Genomic DNA, 15,551 nt, shown 5'->3' with positions numbered 1-15,551 from the left:
GCGCTGGCGTGCAGCGGCAGTCCCCTAGCGCCATCGCATTACGCTGTACCCACGCTGTAGTTTTGCCGTACCCACCGCCTCTGTTTTCGTTACAACCTACTTAGAAAGATTCCCGCTCCCCACGGGAACACGAAGCAAATCTATGGCACATTTTTTTGATGAGATGTATTCAGGAGGCGCAGGCAGCGAAGCAGGTCAAGTGCGTCAGCACTATGCAGAATTCGCCAGCTGGCTTTCGGCGCAGTCGCCCGAAATCATCGCCCGCAAACGTGCCGAATCCGACCTGATCTTCCGCCGCGTCGGCATTACCTTCGCCGTCTATGGAAACGATGCCGGCACCGAGCGCCTGATCCCCTTCGACATCATCCCGCGCATCATCCACAAGGCCGAATGGGCCAAGCTGGAAGCGGGACTGGTCCAGCGCGTCAAAGCGCTCAACATGTTCATCCACGACATCTATCACGAACAGAAGATCGTCAAGGCCGGCATCATCCCGCCCGAGCAGATCTTCCAGAACGCCCAGTACCGGCGCGAGATGCAGGATGTGAACGTGGTCAACGACATCTACGCGCACATCGCCGGGGTCGACATCGTGCGAGCGGGCGAAGGTGAATTCTACGTCCTGGAAGACAACCTGCGCGTGCCCTCCGGCGTGTCCTACATGCTGGAGAACCGCAAGATGATGATGCGGCTCTTCCCGGACCTGTTCAAGCGCCACAAGATTGCGCCGGTCGATCACTATCCCGACCTGCTGCTGGACAACCTGCGTTCGGTGGCGCCGGCCGGCGTGACCGATCCGACGGTGGTGGTGATGACCCCGGGCATGTACAACTCGGCCTACTTCGAGCACGCCTTCCTGGCCCAGCAGATGGGCGTGGAACTGGTCGAGGGACAAGACCTCTTCGTCAAGGACAACGTGGTCTACATGCGTACCACGCGCGGCCCGAAGCGGGTCGACGTGATCTATCGCCGCATCGATGACGACTTCCTCGATCCGCTGGCTTTCCGTCCCGATTCGGCGCTGGGCGTGCCGGGCCTGCTGCAGGCCTATCGCGCCGGCAAGGTGACCCTGACCAATGCGATCGGTACCGGTGTGGCCGACGACAAGTCGATCTATCCGTATGTGCCGGACATGGTGCGCTTCTACCTGTCCGAGGATCCCATCCTCAACAACGTGCCCACTTACCAGTGCCGCAAGAAGGAAGATCTTTCCTACACCCTGGCCAATCTCGAAAAGCTGGTGGTCAAGGAAGTGCACGGTGCCGGCGGTTACGGCATGCTGGTCGGCCCGGCTTCCACCAAACAGGAGATCGAAGACTTCCGCGCACGCATCATTGCCAAGCCTGATGGCTACATCGCCCAGCCCACGCTGGCCCTCTCCGTGTGCCCGACCTATGTGGAATCGGGCATCGCCCCGCGCCACCTCGACCTGCGTCCGTTCGTGTTATCCGGCAAGCAGATCACCATGGTCAAGGGCGGCCTCACGCGCGTGGCCCTGAAGGAAGGCTCGCTGGTGGTGAACTCGTCGCAAGGCGGCGGCACCAAGGACACCTGGATTCTGGAGAAATAAGATGCTGAGCCGTACCGCCGATCACCTCTTCTGGATGGCCCGCTACACCGAGCGCGCCGAGAACACCGCCCGCATGCTCGACGTGCACGTGCAGACCGCCCTGCTGCCGCAATCGGTCGACGACGCCGAGCAAGGCTGGCGCGCCGTGCTGGGCATCTCGGAACTGCTCTATGGCTACAACCAGAAATACGACAAGCTCACGCAGAAGGACGTCATCGACTTCATGGTGCGGGACCCCAACAACCCGTCCTCGATTGCCTCCTGCCTGCGCCAGGCGCGCGAGAATGCGCGTGCCGTGCGCGGCGCGCTGACGACCGAAGCGTGGGAGATCCAGAACGCCACCTGGATCAAGATGCAGTCCTATCTGCAAACCAATGCGCTGGAGCAGAACCCGAGCGATTTCTTCGAATGGGTCAAGCATCGCTCGCACCTCTCGCGCGGCGTGACCATCGGCACCATGCTGGAGGATGAGGCTTTCCACTTCATCCGCCTGGGGACCTTCCTGGAACGTGCGGACAACACGGCGCGCATCATCGACGTCAAGTTCCACGGGGCCAAGGAAACGCAATCGCAGAAGCAGAATGGCCAGTCGCAATCTCAATCCCAATCGCAAAGCCAGTCAGCGCGCGATGAAGCGGGACAGCTGGACTTCTACTACTGGGCCGCGATCCTGCGTTCGGTGTCGGGCTTCGAGATCTACCGCAAGGTCTATCGCGACGTCATCACGCCCGAGCGCGTGGCCGAGCTGCTGATCCTGCGGGCCGACATGCCGCGTTCGCTGCTGGCCTGCATGGGCAACGTGATCTCCAATCTGCATCATGTGCGCAATGATGTCTCGGCCGATACCGAGCGCTTTGCGGGCAAGCTGCATGCCGACCTGAAGTTCGCCCGCATCGAGGAAATCCTGGAAGCCGGGCTGCACGATACGCTCACCGAATTTTTGGAGCGCATCTTCGAACTGGGCAATCGCATCAGCCGCGATTTTCTTGTTCCTTTGGCAGCGTAAGCCGCCCCGGCTGTGCTTCGCGCGCAAGAAAGAAGCACAGCCGCTGTCATCTTTTCGGGAAACAGGCCGTTACTGTAGGTACGTCACGACAGATGCCCCCGGCGCGCACGCTCTGGCACCGGGCCTTACGGTAAAATCCGGCTTTCCGTTTCCACGTATCACTTTTCCATCATGACCTACTGCGTAGCCATGCGCCTCAACAGCGGCCTGGTGTTCCTGTCCGATTCGCGCACCAACGCCGGAGTGGACCATATCGGCACCTTCCGCAAGATGAGTGTTTACGAGAATCCGGGCGACCGCGTGATGGTCATGATGACCGCCGGCAACCTGTCGATTTCGCAATCCATCCGCCAGATGCTGACCGACCGCACCAATGCGGAAGGCCGCAGCATCTGGACCGCCACCTCCATGTACGAAGCCGCCCAGATCCTGGGCGATGCCATCCGCGCCGTGCATGACCGCGAGGCCGCCGAGCTGAGCAAGTTCGGTATCGATTTCAACGTCAGCATCATCTTCGGCGGCCAGATCCGTGGCGAGCGCTGTAGATTGTTCCAGATGTATTCGGCCGGCAACTTCATCGAGTCGCACGACGAGAACACCTACTTCCAGATCGGCGAATCCAAGTACGGCAAGCCCATCATTGACCGTGTCGTCACGCCGCAGACCTCGCTGGACGAGGCCGCCAAGTGTGCGCTGATCTCCATGGATTCCACGCTCAAGTCCAACATCTCGGTGGGCTTGCCGCTGGACCTGCTGGTCTATGAAAGCGAAGACCTGGCCGTGACCCGCTTCGTGACCATCGACGAGCAGAACCAGTATTTCCAGATGATCCGCCGCAGCTGGGGCTCGCAATTGAAGCGCGTCTTCGAGGCCATCGATGATCCGGTCTGGGATGCCCCGCCGGAAGATACTCTGAACGTGCTCTCCACCGCTGCCGACATCAGCGAGCCGGTGCGCGTGCCGCCGCCCAATGGCGTGGCGCGTGGGCTGCAGGCCGTGCCGCGGCAGATCCTGGCGGAGCAGGATGGGGATGTCGGGCAGGCGAGCTGAACTCACTGTTAATTTTTTCTTGCTGGAAACTTAGTTTTTGTTTTAACAAAACTAAGTTTTCATCCGGCGAGAAATTCTCCGCCGGAAATAAAAAAGGCTGCATTCCTGAGAATGCAGCCTTTTACTTTATAAATCGTTAAAACGATTTACAGGGATCGATCAGCGCACGATGGTCTGTGCTTCGCCTTCGGCGCGGGCGCGGATGGTCCCGATACGGTAGACGGTTTCACCGGCGGCCTTCAGATGGGCTTCAGCGGCGTCGGCGTTTTCCTTGGAGACGATCACGGTCATGCCGATGCCGCAGTTGAAGACGCGGTGCATTTCCGCATCAGCCACGCCGCCATGCTGCTGCAGCCAGGTGAACAGCGGGGGCATGGTCCAGGACTTGGCGTCCAGTTCGGCCGTGAGGTGATCCTGCAGCACGCGCGGGATGTTCTCGACCAGGCCGCCACCGGTGATGTGGACCATGCCCTTGACTTCCAGCTTCTCCATCAGCGACAGCAGCGGCTTGACGTAGATGCGGGTCGGAGCCATCAGCACATCGGCCAGCTTGCGGCCGTGGAAGTCGGCTTCCAGGTCGGGCTTGGCCACGTCCAAGATCTTGCGCACCAGCGAGTAGCCGTTGGAGTGCGCGCCCGAGGAGGCCAGGCCCAGCACCACGTCGCCTGGGGCGATCTTGGTACCGTCGATGATCTTGGACTTTTCCACCGCGCCGACCGCGAAGCCGGCCAGGTCGTATTCACCGTCCGGGTACATGCTGGGCATTTCCGCGGTTTCACCGCCGATCAGGGCGCAGCCGGCCTGTTCACAACCGGCGGCGATGCCCTTGATGACATCGGTGGCCGAGGGCACGTCCAGCTTGCCGCAGGCAAAGTAATCCAGGAAGAACAGCGGCTCGGCACCCTGCACCAGGATGTCGTTGACGCTCATGGCCACCAGGTCGATACCGACCGTATCGTGGCGGTTCAGGTGGAAAGCCAGCTTGAGCTTGGTGCCCACGCCGTCGGTGCCGGACACCAGCACCGGTTCCTTGTACTTCTTGCTGATTTCGAACAGGGCACCGAAACCGCCAATGCCGCCCAGCACGCCTTCGCGGGTGGTGCGCTTGGCGAACGGCTTGATCGCTTCGACCAGGGCGTCACCGGCATCGATATCGACGCCAGCGTCACGGTAGGAGAGGGAGACATTGGAAGGTGAAGTCATGATGAAATATTGCCAGTGAAGACGGTAAAATAGGGGATTCAGGGCGGAAGTGCCCCTGCCAAGCCGTGATTTTAACAAAACCGCCACCCGCGAACTCCGAATCCATGCCTTTTTCTTTGTCCGAAGAGCAAAAACAGAACCTGGCGTGGCTGATTGTCGGCATTTTGCTGTTGGCGCTGCTGGTGGCGCTGGGCCCGATGCTCTCGCCCTTCGTCGCCGCCGGCATCATCGGTTATGCGCTCAACCCGGGCGTGGACTGGATCGCCAGCCGCCGCATCGGCCCGCTGCGGATCCCGCGTTTCGTGGGCGTGACCATCATGGTCTTGCTGCTGATCCTGGCCGGACTGGCCCTGGTGCTGATCGTGGTGCCTTTGGTACTGCGCCAGATCCCGCTGCTGCAGGCCCAGGTGCCGCCGCTGCTGGACAAGCTGAATGCCTTCCTCTCGCCGCGCCTGCACCAGCTGGGCATCGACGTGCGGCTGGACCTGGCGGGCATCAAGGCTTTGCTCACGCAACAGATCAGCACCAGCGGCGACGAGCTGTGGAGTTCGGTGCTGGCTTCGGCCAAGGTCGGGGGCACGGCGCTCTTGGCCTGGCTGGCCAACCTGCTGTTCGTGCCGATGGTGCTGTTCTACCTGCTGCAGGACTGGCATCCCTTCCTCAAGCGCCTGCAGATCATGATCCCGCGCCGCTGGGCCGGTCGCGTCAATACCATGGCGGCCGAGGTCGACAGCCTGCTGGGACAGTACTTGCGTGGACAATTGCTGGTGATGCTGGTGCTGGCGGTCTATTATTCGGTTGCGCTCACTGCCGCCGGATTTGACAGCGCCCTGCCGGTGGGCGTCCTGACGGGCCTGCTGGTGTTCATTCCCTATGTGGGCTTCGGCCTGGGGCTGGTGCTGGCGATCCTGGCGGCCATCCTGCAATTCGATGGCGCCATCGGCTTGCTGTGGGTGGCCCTGATTTATGGCGTGGGACAGGTGCTGGAAAGCTTCATCCTCACGCCCAAGCTGGTGGGCGAGCGTATCGGCCTGCACCCGCTGGTGGTGATTTTCGCGCTGCTGGCCTTTGGCCAGCTGTTCGGTTTTGTCGGCGTGCTGCTGGCGCTGCCGGCCTCGGCCATCGTCTCGGTGATCGCCATGCATGTGCGGCGCGAGTATCTGGCCAGCAATTTTTACAACCGTTGAAGAGTTTATGATTGATCACAGCCTCCCTGCCCTTGCAGGACGCTGCGCAGGCTCGGGCGCTTGGCGCCGTCCTGCATTAACTGGCCGCAAGCAGCTTGCGGCCCTCGTAGCTGATAGCCACCGATGAAACAGATTCCGCTCGATTTGAGCGCGGACCAGCCGCAAAGCTTCGACAGCTTCGTGACCGGCCGCAACGCAGAACTGCTGGAGCGCTTGAAGCTGCTGGCCACGGCCGGCGTGGACAAATCCATCCAGACCGGCAGTGCCAGCACCGACCGCTTCATCTACCTCTGGGCCGAAGCCGGTGCCGGCAAGACCCACCTGCTGCACGCCCTGGCCACCAAGGCCGGCCAGGAAGGCAACCGCGCCCGCCTCATCAGTGCCGACTCCCCCGAGTCGGCCTTCGACTACAGCCCGCAGACCAGCCATTATCTGCTCGACGACGTCGATCAACTGTTCGAGGAACAGCAGATCGCCGCCTTCAACCTGTTCAACCAGATCCGCGAACAGGGCGGCTGCATGGTCTGCACCGGCACCCTGCCCCCGACCCGCCTTGAGTTGCGCGAAGACCTGCGCACCCGGCTCGGCTGGGGCCTGATCTACCAGGTGCACGACCTGTCGGATGACGAGAAGATCGCCGCCCTGCTGCAGATCACCCTGGACCGCGGCCTGGAAATTCCCCCGGCCGTGATGATGTACATGCTCACCCACTACCGGCGCGACATGCCCTCGCTGTCGCGCATGCTCGACGCGCTGGACCGCTACTCGCTGGCCACCAAGCGCGCCATCACCCTGCCCTTGCTACGCGAACTGTTACAACAGGAATCCGGAGAACAATGAACCTCGCCCTTTTCGATCTCGACCATACCCTGCTGCCGCTCGACTCCGACCACGAGTGGGGCGAATTCATGGCGCGCATCGGCGCCGTGGATGCCGACAGCTTCCGCAAGGCCAATGACGAATGGTTCGCCCATTACCAGAACGGCACGCTCGATCCGGTGGCCTATCTGGAATTCGCGCTGGGCAACCTGTCGCGCTTCCCGCGCACGCAGCTCGACGAGATGCACCTGCAATTCATGGACGAAGTTGTCAAGCCCGCCATCCTGCCGCAAGCCGTGGCCCTGGTGAAGAAGCACCTGGATGCCGGTGACCTGGTAGCCATCGTCACCGCCACCAACCACTTCGTGACCAAGCCGATCGCCTCGCACTTCGGCGTGGAACACCTGATCGCCGCCCTGCCCGCGCTCGATGACGCCGGCAACCTCACCGGCAAGCTCGACGGCACGCCGACCTTCGGCCCGGGCAAGATCGTCCACACCGAAGCCTGGCTGGAGCGTCTGGGCTTCAAGCTGGACCAGTTCGAACGCAGCTATTTCTACAGCGATTCACAGAACGACATTCCGCTGCTGGAACGGGTGACCGATCCGATCGCCACCAACCCCAACGACAAGCTGCTGGCGCACGCCCAGGCGCGCGGCTGGCCGGTGCTGAACCTCTTCGCCGACGGCCACGCGCAATGATCAAGAAACTGATTCGCTCCATCCTCGGCCGCGGCAAGGCTGCCGCCGCCGAGAGTGCCGAGCCCGTGAAAAAATCGCGCGCCAAGGCCGCTGCCGCAGGCGGCAAGATCGAGCCCGATGTGCTCGGGCCCAAAGAGCATGGCATCGATCCGGCACTGGTCTCGCCCAATGCGGTGCGCGTGACGCAAACCCTGCAGGATGCCGGCTACAAGGCCTTCATCGTCGGCGGTGCAGTGCGCGACCTGCTGCTGGGCATCAAGCCCAAGGACTTCGACGTGGCCACCAATGCCACACCGGAACAGGTAAAGCAATTGTTCCGCCGCGCCTTCATCATCGGCCGCCGCTTCCAGATCGTGCACGTGATGTTTGGACAAGAGTTGATCGAAGTCACCACCTTCCGGGGTGCCTCGGCCGAAGCCGCGCCCAAGGACGAACATGGCCGCGTGCTGCGCGACAACACCTTCGGCGAGCAGCATGAAGATGCCACCCGCCGCGACTTCACCATCAACGCGATGTACTACGATCCGGCCAGCCAGGCCGTGCTCGATTACCACGGCGGCATCGCCGACATCCGCGACAAGAAGCTGCGCATCATCGGCGAACCCGAAGCGCGTTACCGCGAAGATCCGGTACGCATGCTGCGCGTGGTGCGCTTCGCGGCCAAGCTCAAGTTCACCATCGATCCCGCCAGCAGCGCGCCGATCCGCGTGATGGCACCGCTGATCGACAACGTGCCGGCCGCCCGCGTGTTCGATGAAATGCTGAAGCTCCTGATGAGCGGCCATGCGCTCGCCTGCCTGCAGCAGCTGCGCAAGGAAGGCCTGCATCACGGCCTGCTGCCGCTGCTGGACGTGGTGCTGGAACAGCCGCTGGGCGAGAAGTTCGTCAGCCTGGCGCTGGCCAATACCGACGCCCGCGTCAAGGAAGGCAAGGGCGTCTCGCCGGGCTTCCTGTTCGCTTCGCTGCTGTGGCACCAAGTGCTGGAAAAATGGCGCGCCTACCAGGCTGCCGGCGAGTATCCGATTCCCGCCCTGCATCTGGCCGCCGATGACGTGCTCGATGCCCAGACCGAGAAGCTGGCCCTGCAACGCAAGATCGCCTCCGACATGCGTGACATCTGGGCCATGCAGCCGCGCTTCGAGCGCCGCGTCGGCAAGGCTCCGTACAAATTGCTGGAACACCTGCGCCTGCGCGCCGGTTTCGATTTCCTGCTGCTGCGCTGCCAGTCCGGCGAACTCGATGCCGAACTCGGTGAATGGTGGGAAGCCTTCATCGCCGGCAACGGTGCCGAGCGCGAAGAACTGATCGCCCGCAAACCGGCCGATCCTGCCGGCAGCAATGCCGGTCCCAAGAAGCGCAAGCGCCGGGGTGGACGCAGCCGCAGCAAGTCGGCAGGGGACACCGTTGAGAGCAGCGACAGCGGCAGCGAGCAGGAAGCCGCTGCCCCTGCGCCGGTGCGCGCACGCGCCCCCAAAGAAGCGGCCGATACGCCGGATGCACAAGCTGATACCGGCACGGGTGAGGCCCCCAAGCGCCGTCGCCGCCGTCGCAGCAGCGGCAGTGCCGGTGCTGCCGGTGGGGACAGCGCGCCGGCAGGCGACGACTGATCAACGTGGAATCGTCCTCCACGCTGGCCTGGATTGGCATCGGTGGCAACCTGGGCGACGCCCGCGCCACCGTCGAAGAAGCCATCGCCCATCTGGCCCGGCTGCCCGAATCGCAACTGCTGCGGAGCTCTTCGCTCTATCGCACCGCGCCCATCGATTCCAGTGGCGACGACTACGTCAATGCCGTCGCACTGGTCTCCACGTCACTGACCGCACTGGAACTGCTGCATGCGTTGCAGGCCATCGAGCTGCAGCACGGACGCGAGCGGCCCTATCGCAACGCCCCGCGCACGCTGGATCTGGATGTATTGATGTATGGAGAGGCGCAGCTGGAGGATGAAGAACTGATCGTCCCGCATCCGCGCATGGCGCAGCGCGCCTTCGTATTGGTGCCCATGCTGGAGATCGATGCGCAGGTGCGCATTCCGGGACTGGGCGCGGCGCGTGATTTCCTGGATGCCATCAACGATCAGCCGATCAGCCGGCTGTGATCTGAACCAGGCAGCTCAAACCGAGCCGCCCGTGGCGGCCCCCTTGCCCAGCGGCCGCAATTCACTGAGGCGGCGATGATGTCCCTTCAGCCACAGCGGCAATTCATTGGCCGGCATGGGCTTGCCGATCAGGTAGCCCTGCCCCAGGCTGCAACCGAAGTCCTGCAGCAGACGCCAGTCTTCCATCGTTTCCACCCCTTCCGCCACGGTCACCAGTTCCAGCCGCTGGGCCATGTCCAGCGCCGATTGCAGGATCACGCGCAGGTTCTTGCGGTCATGCGCACCATGGACGAAGGAGCGGTCGATCTTCAGTTCGGTGAAGGGGATGCGCGCCAGTTGCTGCATCGACGAGAAACCGGTGCCGTAATCGTCAATCGACAGGCCGAAGCCCTTCAGGCGCAGCCGCGCCAGCATGCCCAGTGAATTGCCCTTGTGCGCCACCACCGAACTCTCGGTGATTTCCAGCACCACGTTCTCGGCCGGCAGCGCGTGCTTGTCCACCAGTTCCAGAATGCGATGCAGGAAGTCCGGCTGCTCCAGCGACAGCGGCGAGAGATTCACCGCCACCTTGATCGCCAGGCCCCGGCTATGCCAGACGGCCGCCTGCGCCATGGACTGGTCCATCATGCTGATGGTGAGATCGTGGATCAGGCCGCACTGCTCGGCCAGCGGAATGAAGCGGTCCGGCGGGATCATGCCGCGTTCGGGATGGATCCAGCGGGCCAGCGCTTCCACGCCCTTGAGGATGCCGGTCTGCACGTCCACCTTGGGCTGGAAATAGGGCAGTACCTGGCCGCCACCGATGGCGGTGCCGAGGTCGCTTTCACACATGGAAGGCTGGGGATCATCATCGGCGTGGGCACCGCCGCCACGCGGACGGAAGGATTGCAATGCGGCGCGCAGCTGGCCCTGGTTGAGCGGCTTTTGCAGCACCCCGATCAGGTTCATGCCCAGGGCCTGGATCATGGTCTCCACCGACAGCAGCAGCGAGGTCTCGCGGCTGGAGGCGACGATCAGGGGAATGTCGATGCCCTTCTGCTGCAATTGCTGGATCAGCTCGATGCCATCCATGCCCGGCATTTCCAGGTCGATCACCGCCAGTCCGGGCGGCAGCTTGAGCAGCGCCAGCAGATCCAGCGCCTCGTTGCCGTTGCCGGCCTCGTAGATCAGATCGACGCCCAGGTCCTGCAGCAGCGACACGCTGTGCTGGCGCTGCAGGGCACTGTCGTCGACGACCAGCGCGGATTCGATCAGCTCATTGAGATTCTCTAGAGGCATATTGTTCTATCACTGCGGAGATATGATCGAGCGGGAGGACGTCACCGACGCCGCCCATGTGTATCGCTTCTTTCGGCATGCCGAAGACCACGCTGCTGGCCTCGTCCTGGGCATAGGTGGCGGCGCCGCAATCGGCCATTTCCCGCATCCCCCTTGCGCCATCGTCCCCCATGCCGGTCATGATGATGCCCACTGCATTGCTGCCCGCGGCCTTGGCCGCCGAGCGGAACAGCACGTCCACCGAAGGCTTGTGCCGGCTCACCAGCGGGCCATCCAGCGTTTCCACATAGTACTGCTGGCCATCGCGCCGCAGGACCAGATGCCGGCCGCCGGGCGCGATCAGCACGCGCCCCGGCAAGACCAGATCGTGATGCTCGGCTTCCTTGACCTCGGCACCGGAAATGCGGTGCAGGCGTTCGGCAAAACTGCGCGTGAAACGCTGCGGCATATGCTGCACCACCACGATGCCCGGACAGCGGCCAGTCAAAGGCTTGAGCACCCGCTCCAGTGCCTGCGGCCCCCCGGTCGAAGCGCCGATGGCGACGATTCGCGCCGTCAGCGGACGATAGCCGTCCTCCGGCCCCGGCGCTGCCAATACCGCGTCGGCGGTATGACGCTGCAGCACCGCAGCCCAGCCGTCATCATGCAGCATTTCGCGAGCGGCTGCTTTGACCGGGCGCAGCTTGAGCACGGGCGATACAGGCCGTGCCGCAATGGCCGCCATCGCGCCCCTGCCGCCGGCCCCGGACAGCGCCGCGGCCCGGATGGCGCAAGCCAGTTCGTTGACCGCTTCATGCAGGAAATCACGCACGCCCAGTTGCGGACGGGCAATCACCGACACTGCACCGGCGGCCAGTGCTTCGGCCGTGATATCGCCGGCACCGCCGACCCGCGCACTGCACATGATGACCGGCGTGGGCCTGCTGGCCATGATCTGGCGCAGAAAGGTAATGCCATCCATGCGCGGCATCTCGATGTCGAGCAGGATCACGTCCGGCCACTCCTGCTGCATCTTGCGCAAGGCAAACACCGGATCGGGCGCGGTCCCGATGACGCGGATGTCAGCAGTCTGCGCCAGCAGCTGCTGTACCAGCTGGCGCACCACCGAGGAGTCATCGACCACCATGACGCGGATGGCTGATGGTGCGTTCATGGCGGCCTCCGGTAGATGGAAGGGGAATGCATCAGCAGATCGAGCTCCATGCCGTGCAGCGATTCCGAATGGCCGACCACCAGGTAGCCGCCCGGCCGCAGGCGCGCGATCACGTCGCGCAAGACCTGCAGCTTGGTCTCGCAATCGAAGTAGATGATGACGTTGCGCAGGAAGATCAGGTCATACAGGCCATCGTCGTGTTCGTCCAGCGCAGTCAGGTTGCGCTGGGCGAATTCGACCTTGGCGCGCAGGTCTGCCTGTACCAGGAAATGGCCTTCGTATTCGCCGGTGCCGAGCAGGCAATAACGGCGCAGATACAGGCGCGGAATGTTCTGCCCGCGCGCCATCGGATAGAGCGCGCGGCGCGCGAAGCGCAGCACGCGCGTGCTGATGTCGGAGCCGAATATCGACCAGCTGCCGGCGGGCCGGTGATGGTCCAGCAGCATGGCCAGTGAATAGGCTTCCTCGCCGGTGGCGCTGGCCGCGCTCCAGACGCGCAGATGCTGGCGGTCGCGCCAGCGTGGCAGGAGATCCTGCGTCAGGAAATCGAAATGGCCCTGTTCGCGGAAGAAATAGGTTTCGTTGGTGGTGATGAGATCGATGGCGCGCTGACGTTCCTCGGCCCCCTCGGCACTCGTGATGAGGCGGTGATACTGTGCCAGTCCGCGCAGGCCGAGTTCCTGCAGTCGATGGCTGAGGCGGCTCTGCAGCAGGGCCTTCTTGGACAAGGGCAAGTGCAGCCCGATATCCTGCTTGAACAATTTCTGGAACAGCAGCATGTCGTGATCGCTGACCTCGGGGTCGGCAGATCCGCTGGCCGGTGCGATGGCGGCCACCACCGGCGTCACCGGAATGACGGCAGCAGACGCCGCCTGAGCCCCACGCCCGGCATGCAGACCCGGCACGCTGCCAACAGCCGTGGCCACACCGGCACTGCTGCCGTGCGTGCTGTCGCTGCTGCCTGCCAGGTTGCCGGGTCGGGGCATGGGCCTACTCCCTTTCCATTTCTGCCGAAAGCACCGGCACACCGCCCAGCGCATCCTCGGCACTCATGCCCAGCAGGCTCGCCAGTTCATCGACCGACAGGACGCGCTGCACATCGAGCACCACGATGAAACGCTCATTGACGTTGATCATGCCCTCGATGAAATCGGCGCGGATGCCGGCACCGAATGACGGACGCGGCTCGATGTGATCGACACCGATGCTCAGCACCGCGCTGACTGCATCGACCATCACGCCCAGCAACAGCAGCTGCTCGTCCTGGACCAGTTCCATGATGATGATGCAGGTACGTTTGGCCTCCACCGTGGGGGCACGGCCGAAGCGCACCGACAGGTCGATCACCGGCACCACCGAGCCGCGCAGGTTGATCACGCCGCGCAAGAACTCAGGCATCAGCGGCACTTCGGTCAGGCCGCCAAATTCGATGATCTCGCGAATGCTGGCGATGGGCATGGCGAAGCTTTCCGTTCCGACCAGGAAAGTCAGGAACTGGCGGCTTTCGATGACCTCTTCCTGCTGCCGCTTGCGGACGGATTCGCCATTCAACGATACGCTGGGCATGGCCTGCTCTCCTTGCTGCCGCGCTGTGCGCGCGGCGGATTGATTCGGGACAAGTTCAACGCCATGGCACGCTCCTCAGAAACGCTTGAACGCGGATTCATCCACGCCCGGCGCGTCCTCATCCACATCCAGCATCGACAGGCGGCGCGTGCTCTCGCGCCCACCCTGCGCAGCGGAATGAGCGCGTCTGCCACGCCGCCCGCCGGATTCCGGTAGGCCACCGGCCGCACCGCGCACGCCGGGCTTCTGCAATTCATCCACGCGGAAGAAACGCATCAGGTCCTGCAGATGGATGGCCTGTGCGCTCATCTCTTCCGAGGTTGCCGACAATTCTTCGGAAGCCGAGGCCGTCATCTGCGTGGTCTGCGCCATCTGGTGCACGGCATTGTTGATCTGTTCCAGACCGGTCGACTGTTCCGCCGAGGCGGCGGCGATTTCCTGCACCAAGTCGGCCGTCTTGCGGATCGAGGGCACCATCTGGTTGAGCAGGCCGCCGGCCTTTTCGGCCAGACCGACACTGTTCTCGGCCACCGCGATGATTTCCTGGGCGGCGGTCTGCGAGCGTTCGGCCAGCTTGCGCACTTCGGCCGCGACCACCGCAAAGCCCTTGCCGTGCTCACCGGCGCGGGCCGCTTCAATGGCAGCGTTGAGCGCCAGCAGATTGGTCTGGTAGGCGATGTCATCAATGATGCCGATCTTGCTGGCGATCTGCTTCATCGCAGCCACGGTCTCGCGCACGGCGTCGCCGCCTTCGGTCGCCGCACTGGCCGAGAGGCTGGCGATGCCATCGGTGGTGCGGGCGTTGTCGGCATTCTGGGCGATGGTGGCGGTGATCTCTTCCACCGAGGCGCTGGTTTCCTCCACATTGGCAGCCTGTTGCGAAGCATTGTGCGAGAGCGCCTGCGAAGACGAGGAAATCTCTTCCGAGGCCGAGGCCAGCGCACTGGCTGTGCCGCTGACATCACCGATGACGTCGGTCCACTTGTTGACCATCTGCTGAGTGCTGTAGAGCACGCTGACCTTGTCGTTCTTGCGCAGTGGCACGGTGACTGTCAGATCGCCCTCGGCCACGCGGCGCAGGACGCTCATGGCATCGCGCGGCTCGCCGCCGATCTGCGAACGGATGGTGCGATAGGCAAACCCGAGGCAGGCGAACAGCACTACCACCGAGGCGGTCAGCAGCCAGAAGATCTTCTGTTCCAGTTCGGCATACTCGCGGCCGGCCCTGAGCACACGCGCCTGCGTGCGTTCGTCGACCTGGCGCAGGAAGTCATTGATCGGGGCCATCACGCGGCCGAACAGCGCACGGTAGGTCTGGTCGAAGACCAGCTCCTGCGCCATGGCCTGGTTGGGCGCACCGACCACGGTGAACTTGCCCTCGCCATCATCGAACTCGCCCTTGACCGCATGGAAGGCGGTGATCTCGATGCGCGAGAGCTGGTCTCCCAGCTTCAGGGCTTCCTGCATCTTGGCCAACTCCTGTTCGGTGAAACCGGCTTGCTTCATCAGCTCGCTCAGCGGCACCGTCTGGGCACCCGCCTCCACCGGCAGTTTGCGGGCACTGACCAGGTCCCAGTTGAAACGGTCGTAGTTGGAAGGCCGCGCGCGCTTGCCATTGCGGATGTCCAGGATCATGTAATAGCGATCCTCGTCATTGGGGTCGCCCGTGGTCACGTAGGCGCGCGCGAACTTGGTCATGTCCTCGGTGGTGCGGCGCAGTTCATTGGCCAGCGCGGCGGAGTCGTAGCGGGACTGATGCGCTTGCTCCAGCGCAGTATTGGCCTGGCGCAGCGTATCGGTAAGGCTGATCACCACCGCCACCAGGATGGACAGGACTACACCCAGCCAGATGAAAATCTGCTTGATGCTCATCCTGTTGGTCATCGATTCTTGCATGCTCGCTTCCCCTCGTGGTGCGGG

14 protein-coding genes are annotated in these 15,551 nt (G+C 63.3%); 8 read left to right on the top strand and 6 right to left on the bottom strand.

Annotated features, from left to right (window positions below; genetic code table 11):
* The first annotated feature begins 142 nt into the window (after positions 1–142).
* From J2X56_RS20935 to J2X56_RS20925, 3 genes are all read left to right on the top strand, one after another.
* Complete coding sequence (locus tag J2X56_RS20935; protein WP_034338355.1) at positions 143–1,570, top strand: circularly permuted type 2 ATP-grasp protein; 1,428 nt, start codon at positions 143–145, stop codon at positions 1,568–1,570.
* A gap of 1 nt (position 1,571) precedes the next feature.
* Complete coding sequence (locus tag J2X56_RS20930) at positions 1,572–2,576, top strand: alpha-E domain-containing protein (protein WP_034338357.1); 1,005 nt, start codon at positions 1,572–1,574, stop codon at positions 2,574–2,576.
* 171 nt (positions 2,577–2,747) lie between these two features.
* Positions 2,748–3,626 carry a peptidase gene (locus J2X56_RS20925; protein ID WP_088754567.1) on the top strand — a complete coding sequence of 293 codons (879 nt, stop codon included), beginning with the start codon at positions 2,748–2,750 and terminating at the stop codon, positions 3,624–3,626.
* A gap of 159 nt (positions 3,627–3,785) precedes the next feature.
* Here the strand turns inward: J2X56_RS20925 and purM are convergent, their stop codons facing one another.
* Positions 3,786–4,829 (bottom strand): phosphoribosylformylglycinamidine cyclo-ligase, encoded by a 1,044-nt coding sequence (gene purM, locus J2X56_RS20920; protein ID WP_121042984.1) that lies wholly within the window; start codon positions 4,827–4,829, stop codon positions 3,786–3,788.
* A 104-nt stretch (positions 4,830–4,933) separates the two neighbouring features.
* On the opposite strand from purM, the gene J2X56_RS20915 reads away from it, so the two are divergent.
* From J2X56_RS20915 to folK, 5 genes are all read left to right on the top strand, one after another.
* Positions 4,934–6,016, top strand: coding sequence for an AI-2E family transporter (locus tag J2X56_RS20915; RefSeq protein WP_034338366.1), 1,083 nt, complete (start codon positions 4,934–4,936; stop codon positions 6,014–6,016).
* Positions 6,017–6,139: 123 nt separating this feature from the next.
* A complete protein-coding gene (gene hda / locus J2X56_RS20910; RefSeq protein WP_034338369.1) occupies positions 6,140–6,856 on the top strand; it encodes a DnaA regulatory inactivator Hda in 717 nt (238 codons plus the stop codon).
* Positions 6,853–7,536: an HAD family phosphatase gene (locus J2X56_RS20905; RefSeq protein ID WP_034338372.1), complete on the top strand. Its 684-nt coding sequence runs from the start codon at positions 6,853–6,855 to the stop codon at positions 7,534–7,536. Before hda ends, J2X56_RS20905 begins: the two co-directional genes overlap by 4 nt.
* Positions 7,533–9,143: a polynucleotide adenylyltransferase PcnB gene (gene pcnB / locus J2X56_RS20900; protein ID WP_134135487.1), complete on the top strand. Its 1,611-nt coding sequence runs from the start codon at positions 7,533–7,535 to the stop codon at positions 9,141–9,143. Before J2X56_RS20905 ends, pcnB begins: the two co-directional genes overlap by 4 nt.
* Positions 9,144–9,148: 5 nt before the next feature.
* Positions 9,149–9,634: a 2-amino-4-hydroxy-6-hydroxymethyldihydropteridine diphosphokinase gene (folK, locus tag J2X56_RS20895; protein WP_134135489.1), complete on the top strand. Its 486-nt coding sequence runs from the start codon at positions 9,149–9,151 to the stop codon at positions 9,632–9,634.
* 15 nt (positions 9,635–9,649) lie between these two features.
* On the opposite strand, the gene J2X56_RS20890 is transcribed toward folK, so the two are convergent.
* The 5 genes from J2X56_RS20890 to J2X56_RS20870 all read right to left on the bottom strand — a co-directional run bounded on the left by J2X56_RS20890 (position 9,650) and on the right by J2X56_RS20870 (position 15,527).
* Positions 9,650–10,912, bottom strand: coding sequence for an EAL domain-containing protein (locus tag J2X56_RS20890; protein WP_034338381.1), 1,263 nt, complete (start codon positions 10,910–10,912; stop codon positions 9,650–9,652).
* On the bottom strand, positions 10,890–12,065 hold the full coding sequence (locus J2X56_RS20885) for a chemotaxis response regulator protein-glutamate methylesterase (RefSeq protein WP_134135491.1): 1,176 nt from the start codon (positions 12,063–12,065) through the stop codon (positions 10,890–10,892). Before J2X56_RS20885 ends, J2X56_RS20890 begins: the two co-directional genes overlap by 23 nt.
* Complete coding sequence (locus J2X56_RS20880; protein ID WP_371925500.1) at positions 12,062–13,051, bottom strand: protein-glutamate O-methyltransferase CheR; 990 nt, start codon at positions 13,049–13,051, stop codon at positions 12,062–12,064. Before J2X56_RS20880 ends, J2X56_RS20885 begins: the two co-directional genes overlap by 4 nt.
* 4 nt (positions 13,052–13,055) lie before the next feature.
* Positions 13,056–13,631: a chemotaxis protein CheW gene (locus tag J2X56_RS20875; RefSeq protein WP_134135493.1), complete on the bottom strand. Its 576-nt coding sequence runs from the start codon at positions 13,629–13,631 to the stop codon at positions 13,056–13,058.
* 75 nt (positions 13,632–13,706) lie between these two features.
* Positions 13,707–15,527, bottom strand: coding sequence for a methyl-accepting chemotaxis protein (locus J2X56_RS20870; RefSeq protein WP_134135496.1), 1,821 nt, complete (start codon positions 15,525–15,527; stop codon positions 13,707–13,709).
* Between the last annotated feature and the right edge of the window lie 24 nt (positions 15,528–15,551).

The sequence above is a fragment of the Herbaspirillum sp. 1173 genome (assembly GCF_031455335.1).
GTDB lineage: Bacteria > Pseudomonadota > Gammaproteobacteria > Burkholderiales > Burkholderiaceae_D > Herbaspirillum > Herbaspirillum huttiense.
The sequence above is the reverse complement of the archived record's forward strand: the minus strand, read 5'-3'. Positions and strand labels throughout refer to the sequence as shown.

Excerpts from the sequence above, each read along its gene's own strand:
- J2X56_RS20935 (WP_034338355.1), top strand. The coding sequence starts at position 143 with ATGGCACATTTTTTTGATGAGATGTATTCAGGAGGCGCAGGCAGCGAA.
- J2X56_RS20930 (WP_034338357.1), top strand. The coding sequence starts at position 1,572 with ATGCTGAGCCGTACCGCCGATCACCTCTTCTGGATGGCCCGCTACACC.
- J2X56_RS20925 (WP_088754567.1), top strand. The coding sequence starts at position 2,748 with ATGACCTACTGCGTAGCCATGCGCCTCAACAGCGGCCTGGTGTTCCTG.
- purM (WP_121042984.1), bottom strand. The coding sequence starts at position 4,829 with ATGACTTCACCTTCCAATGTCTCCCTCTCCTACCGTGACGCTGGCGTC.
- J2X56_RS20915 (WP_034338366.1), top strand. The coding sequence starts at position 4,934 with ATGCCTTTTTCTTTGTCCGAAGAGCAAAAACAGAACCTGGCGTGGCTG.
- hda (WP_034338369.1), top strand. The coding sequence starts at position 6,140 with ATGAAACAGATTCCGCTCGATTTGAGCGCGGACCAGCCGCAAAGCTTC.
- J2X56_RS20905 (WP_034338372.1), top strand. The coding sequence starts at position 6,853 with ATGAACCTCGCCCTTTTCGATCTCGACCATACCCTGCTGCCGCTCGAC.
- pcnB (WP_134135487.1), top strand. The coding sequence starts at position 7,533 with ATGATCAAGAAACTGATTCGCTCCATCCTCGGCCGCGGCAAGGCTGCC.
- J2X56_RS20890 (WP_034338381.1), bottom strand. The coding sequence starts at position 10,912 with ATGCCTCTAGAGAATCTCAATGAGCTGATCGAATCCGCGCTGGTCGTC.
- J2X56_RS20885 (WP_134135491.1), bottom strand. The coding sequence starts at position 12,065 with ATGAACGCACCATCAGCCATCCGCGTCATGGTGGTCGATGACTCCTCG.
- J2X56_RS20880 (WP_371925500.1), bottom strand. The coding sequence starts at position 13,051 with ATGCCCCGACCCGGCAACCTGGCAGGCAGCAGCGACAGCACGCACGGC.
- J2X56_RS20875 (WP_134135493.1), bottom strand. The coding sequence starts at position 13,631 with ATGCCCAGCGTATCGTTGAATGGCGAATCCGTCCGCAAGCGGCAGCAG.
- J2X56_RS20870 (WP_134135496.1), bottom strand. The coding sequence starts at position 15,527 with ATGCAAGAATCGATGACCAACAGGATGAGCATCAAGCAGATTTTCATC.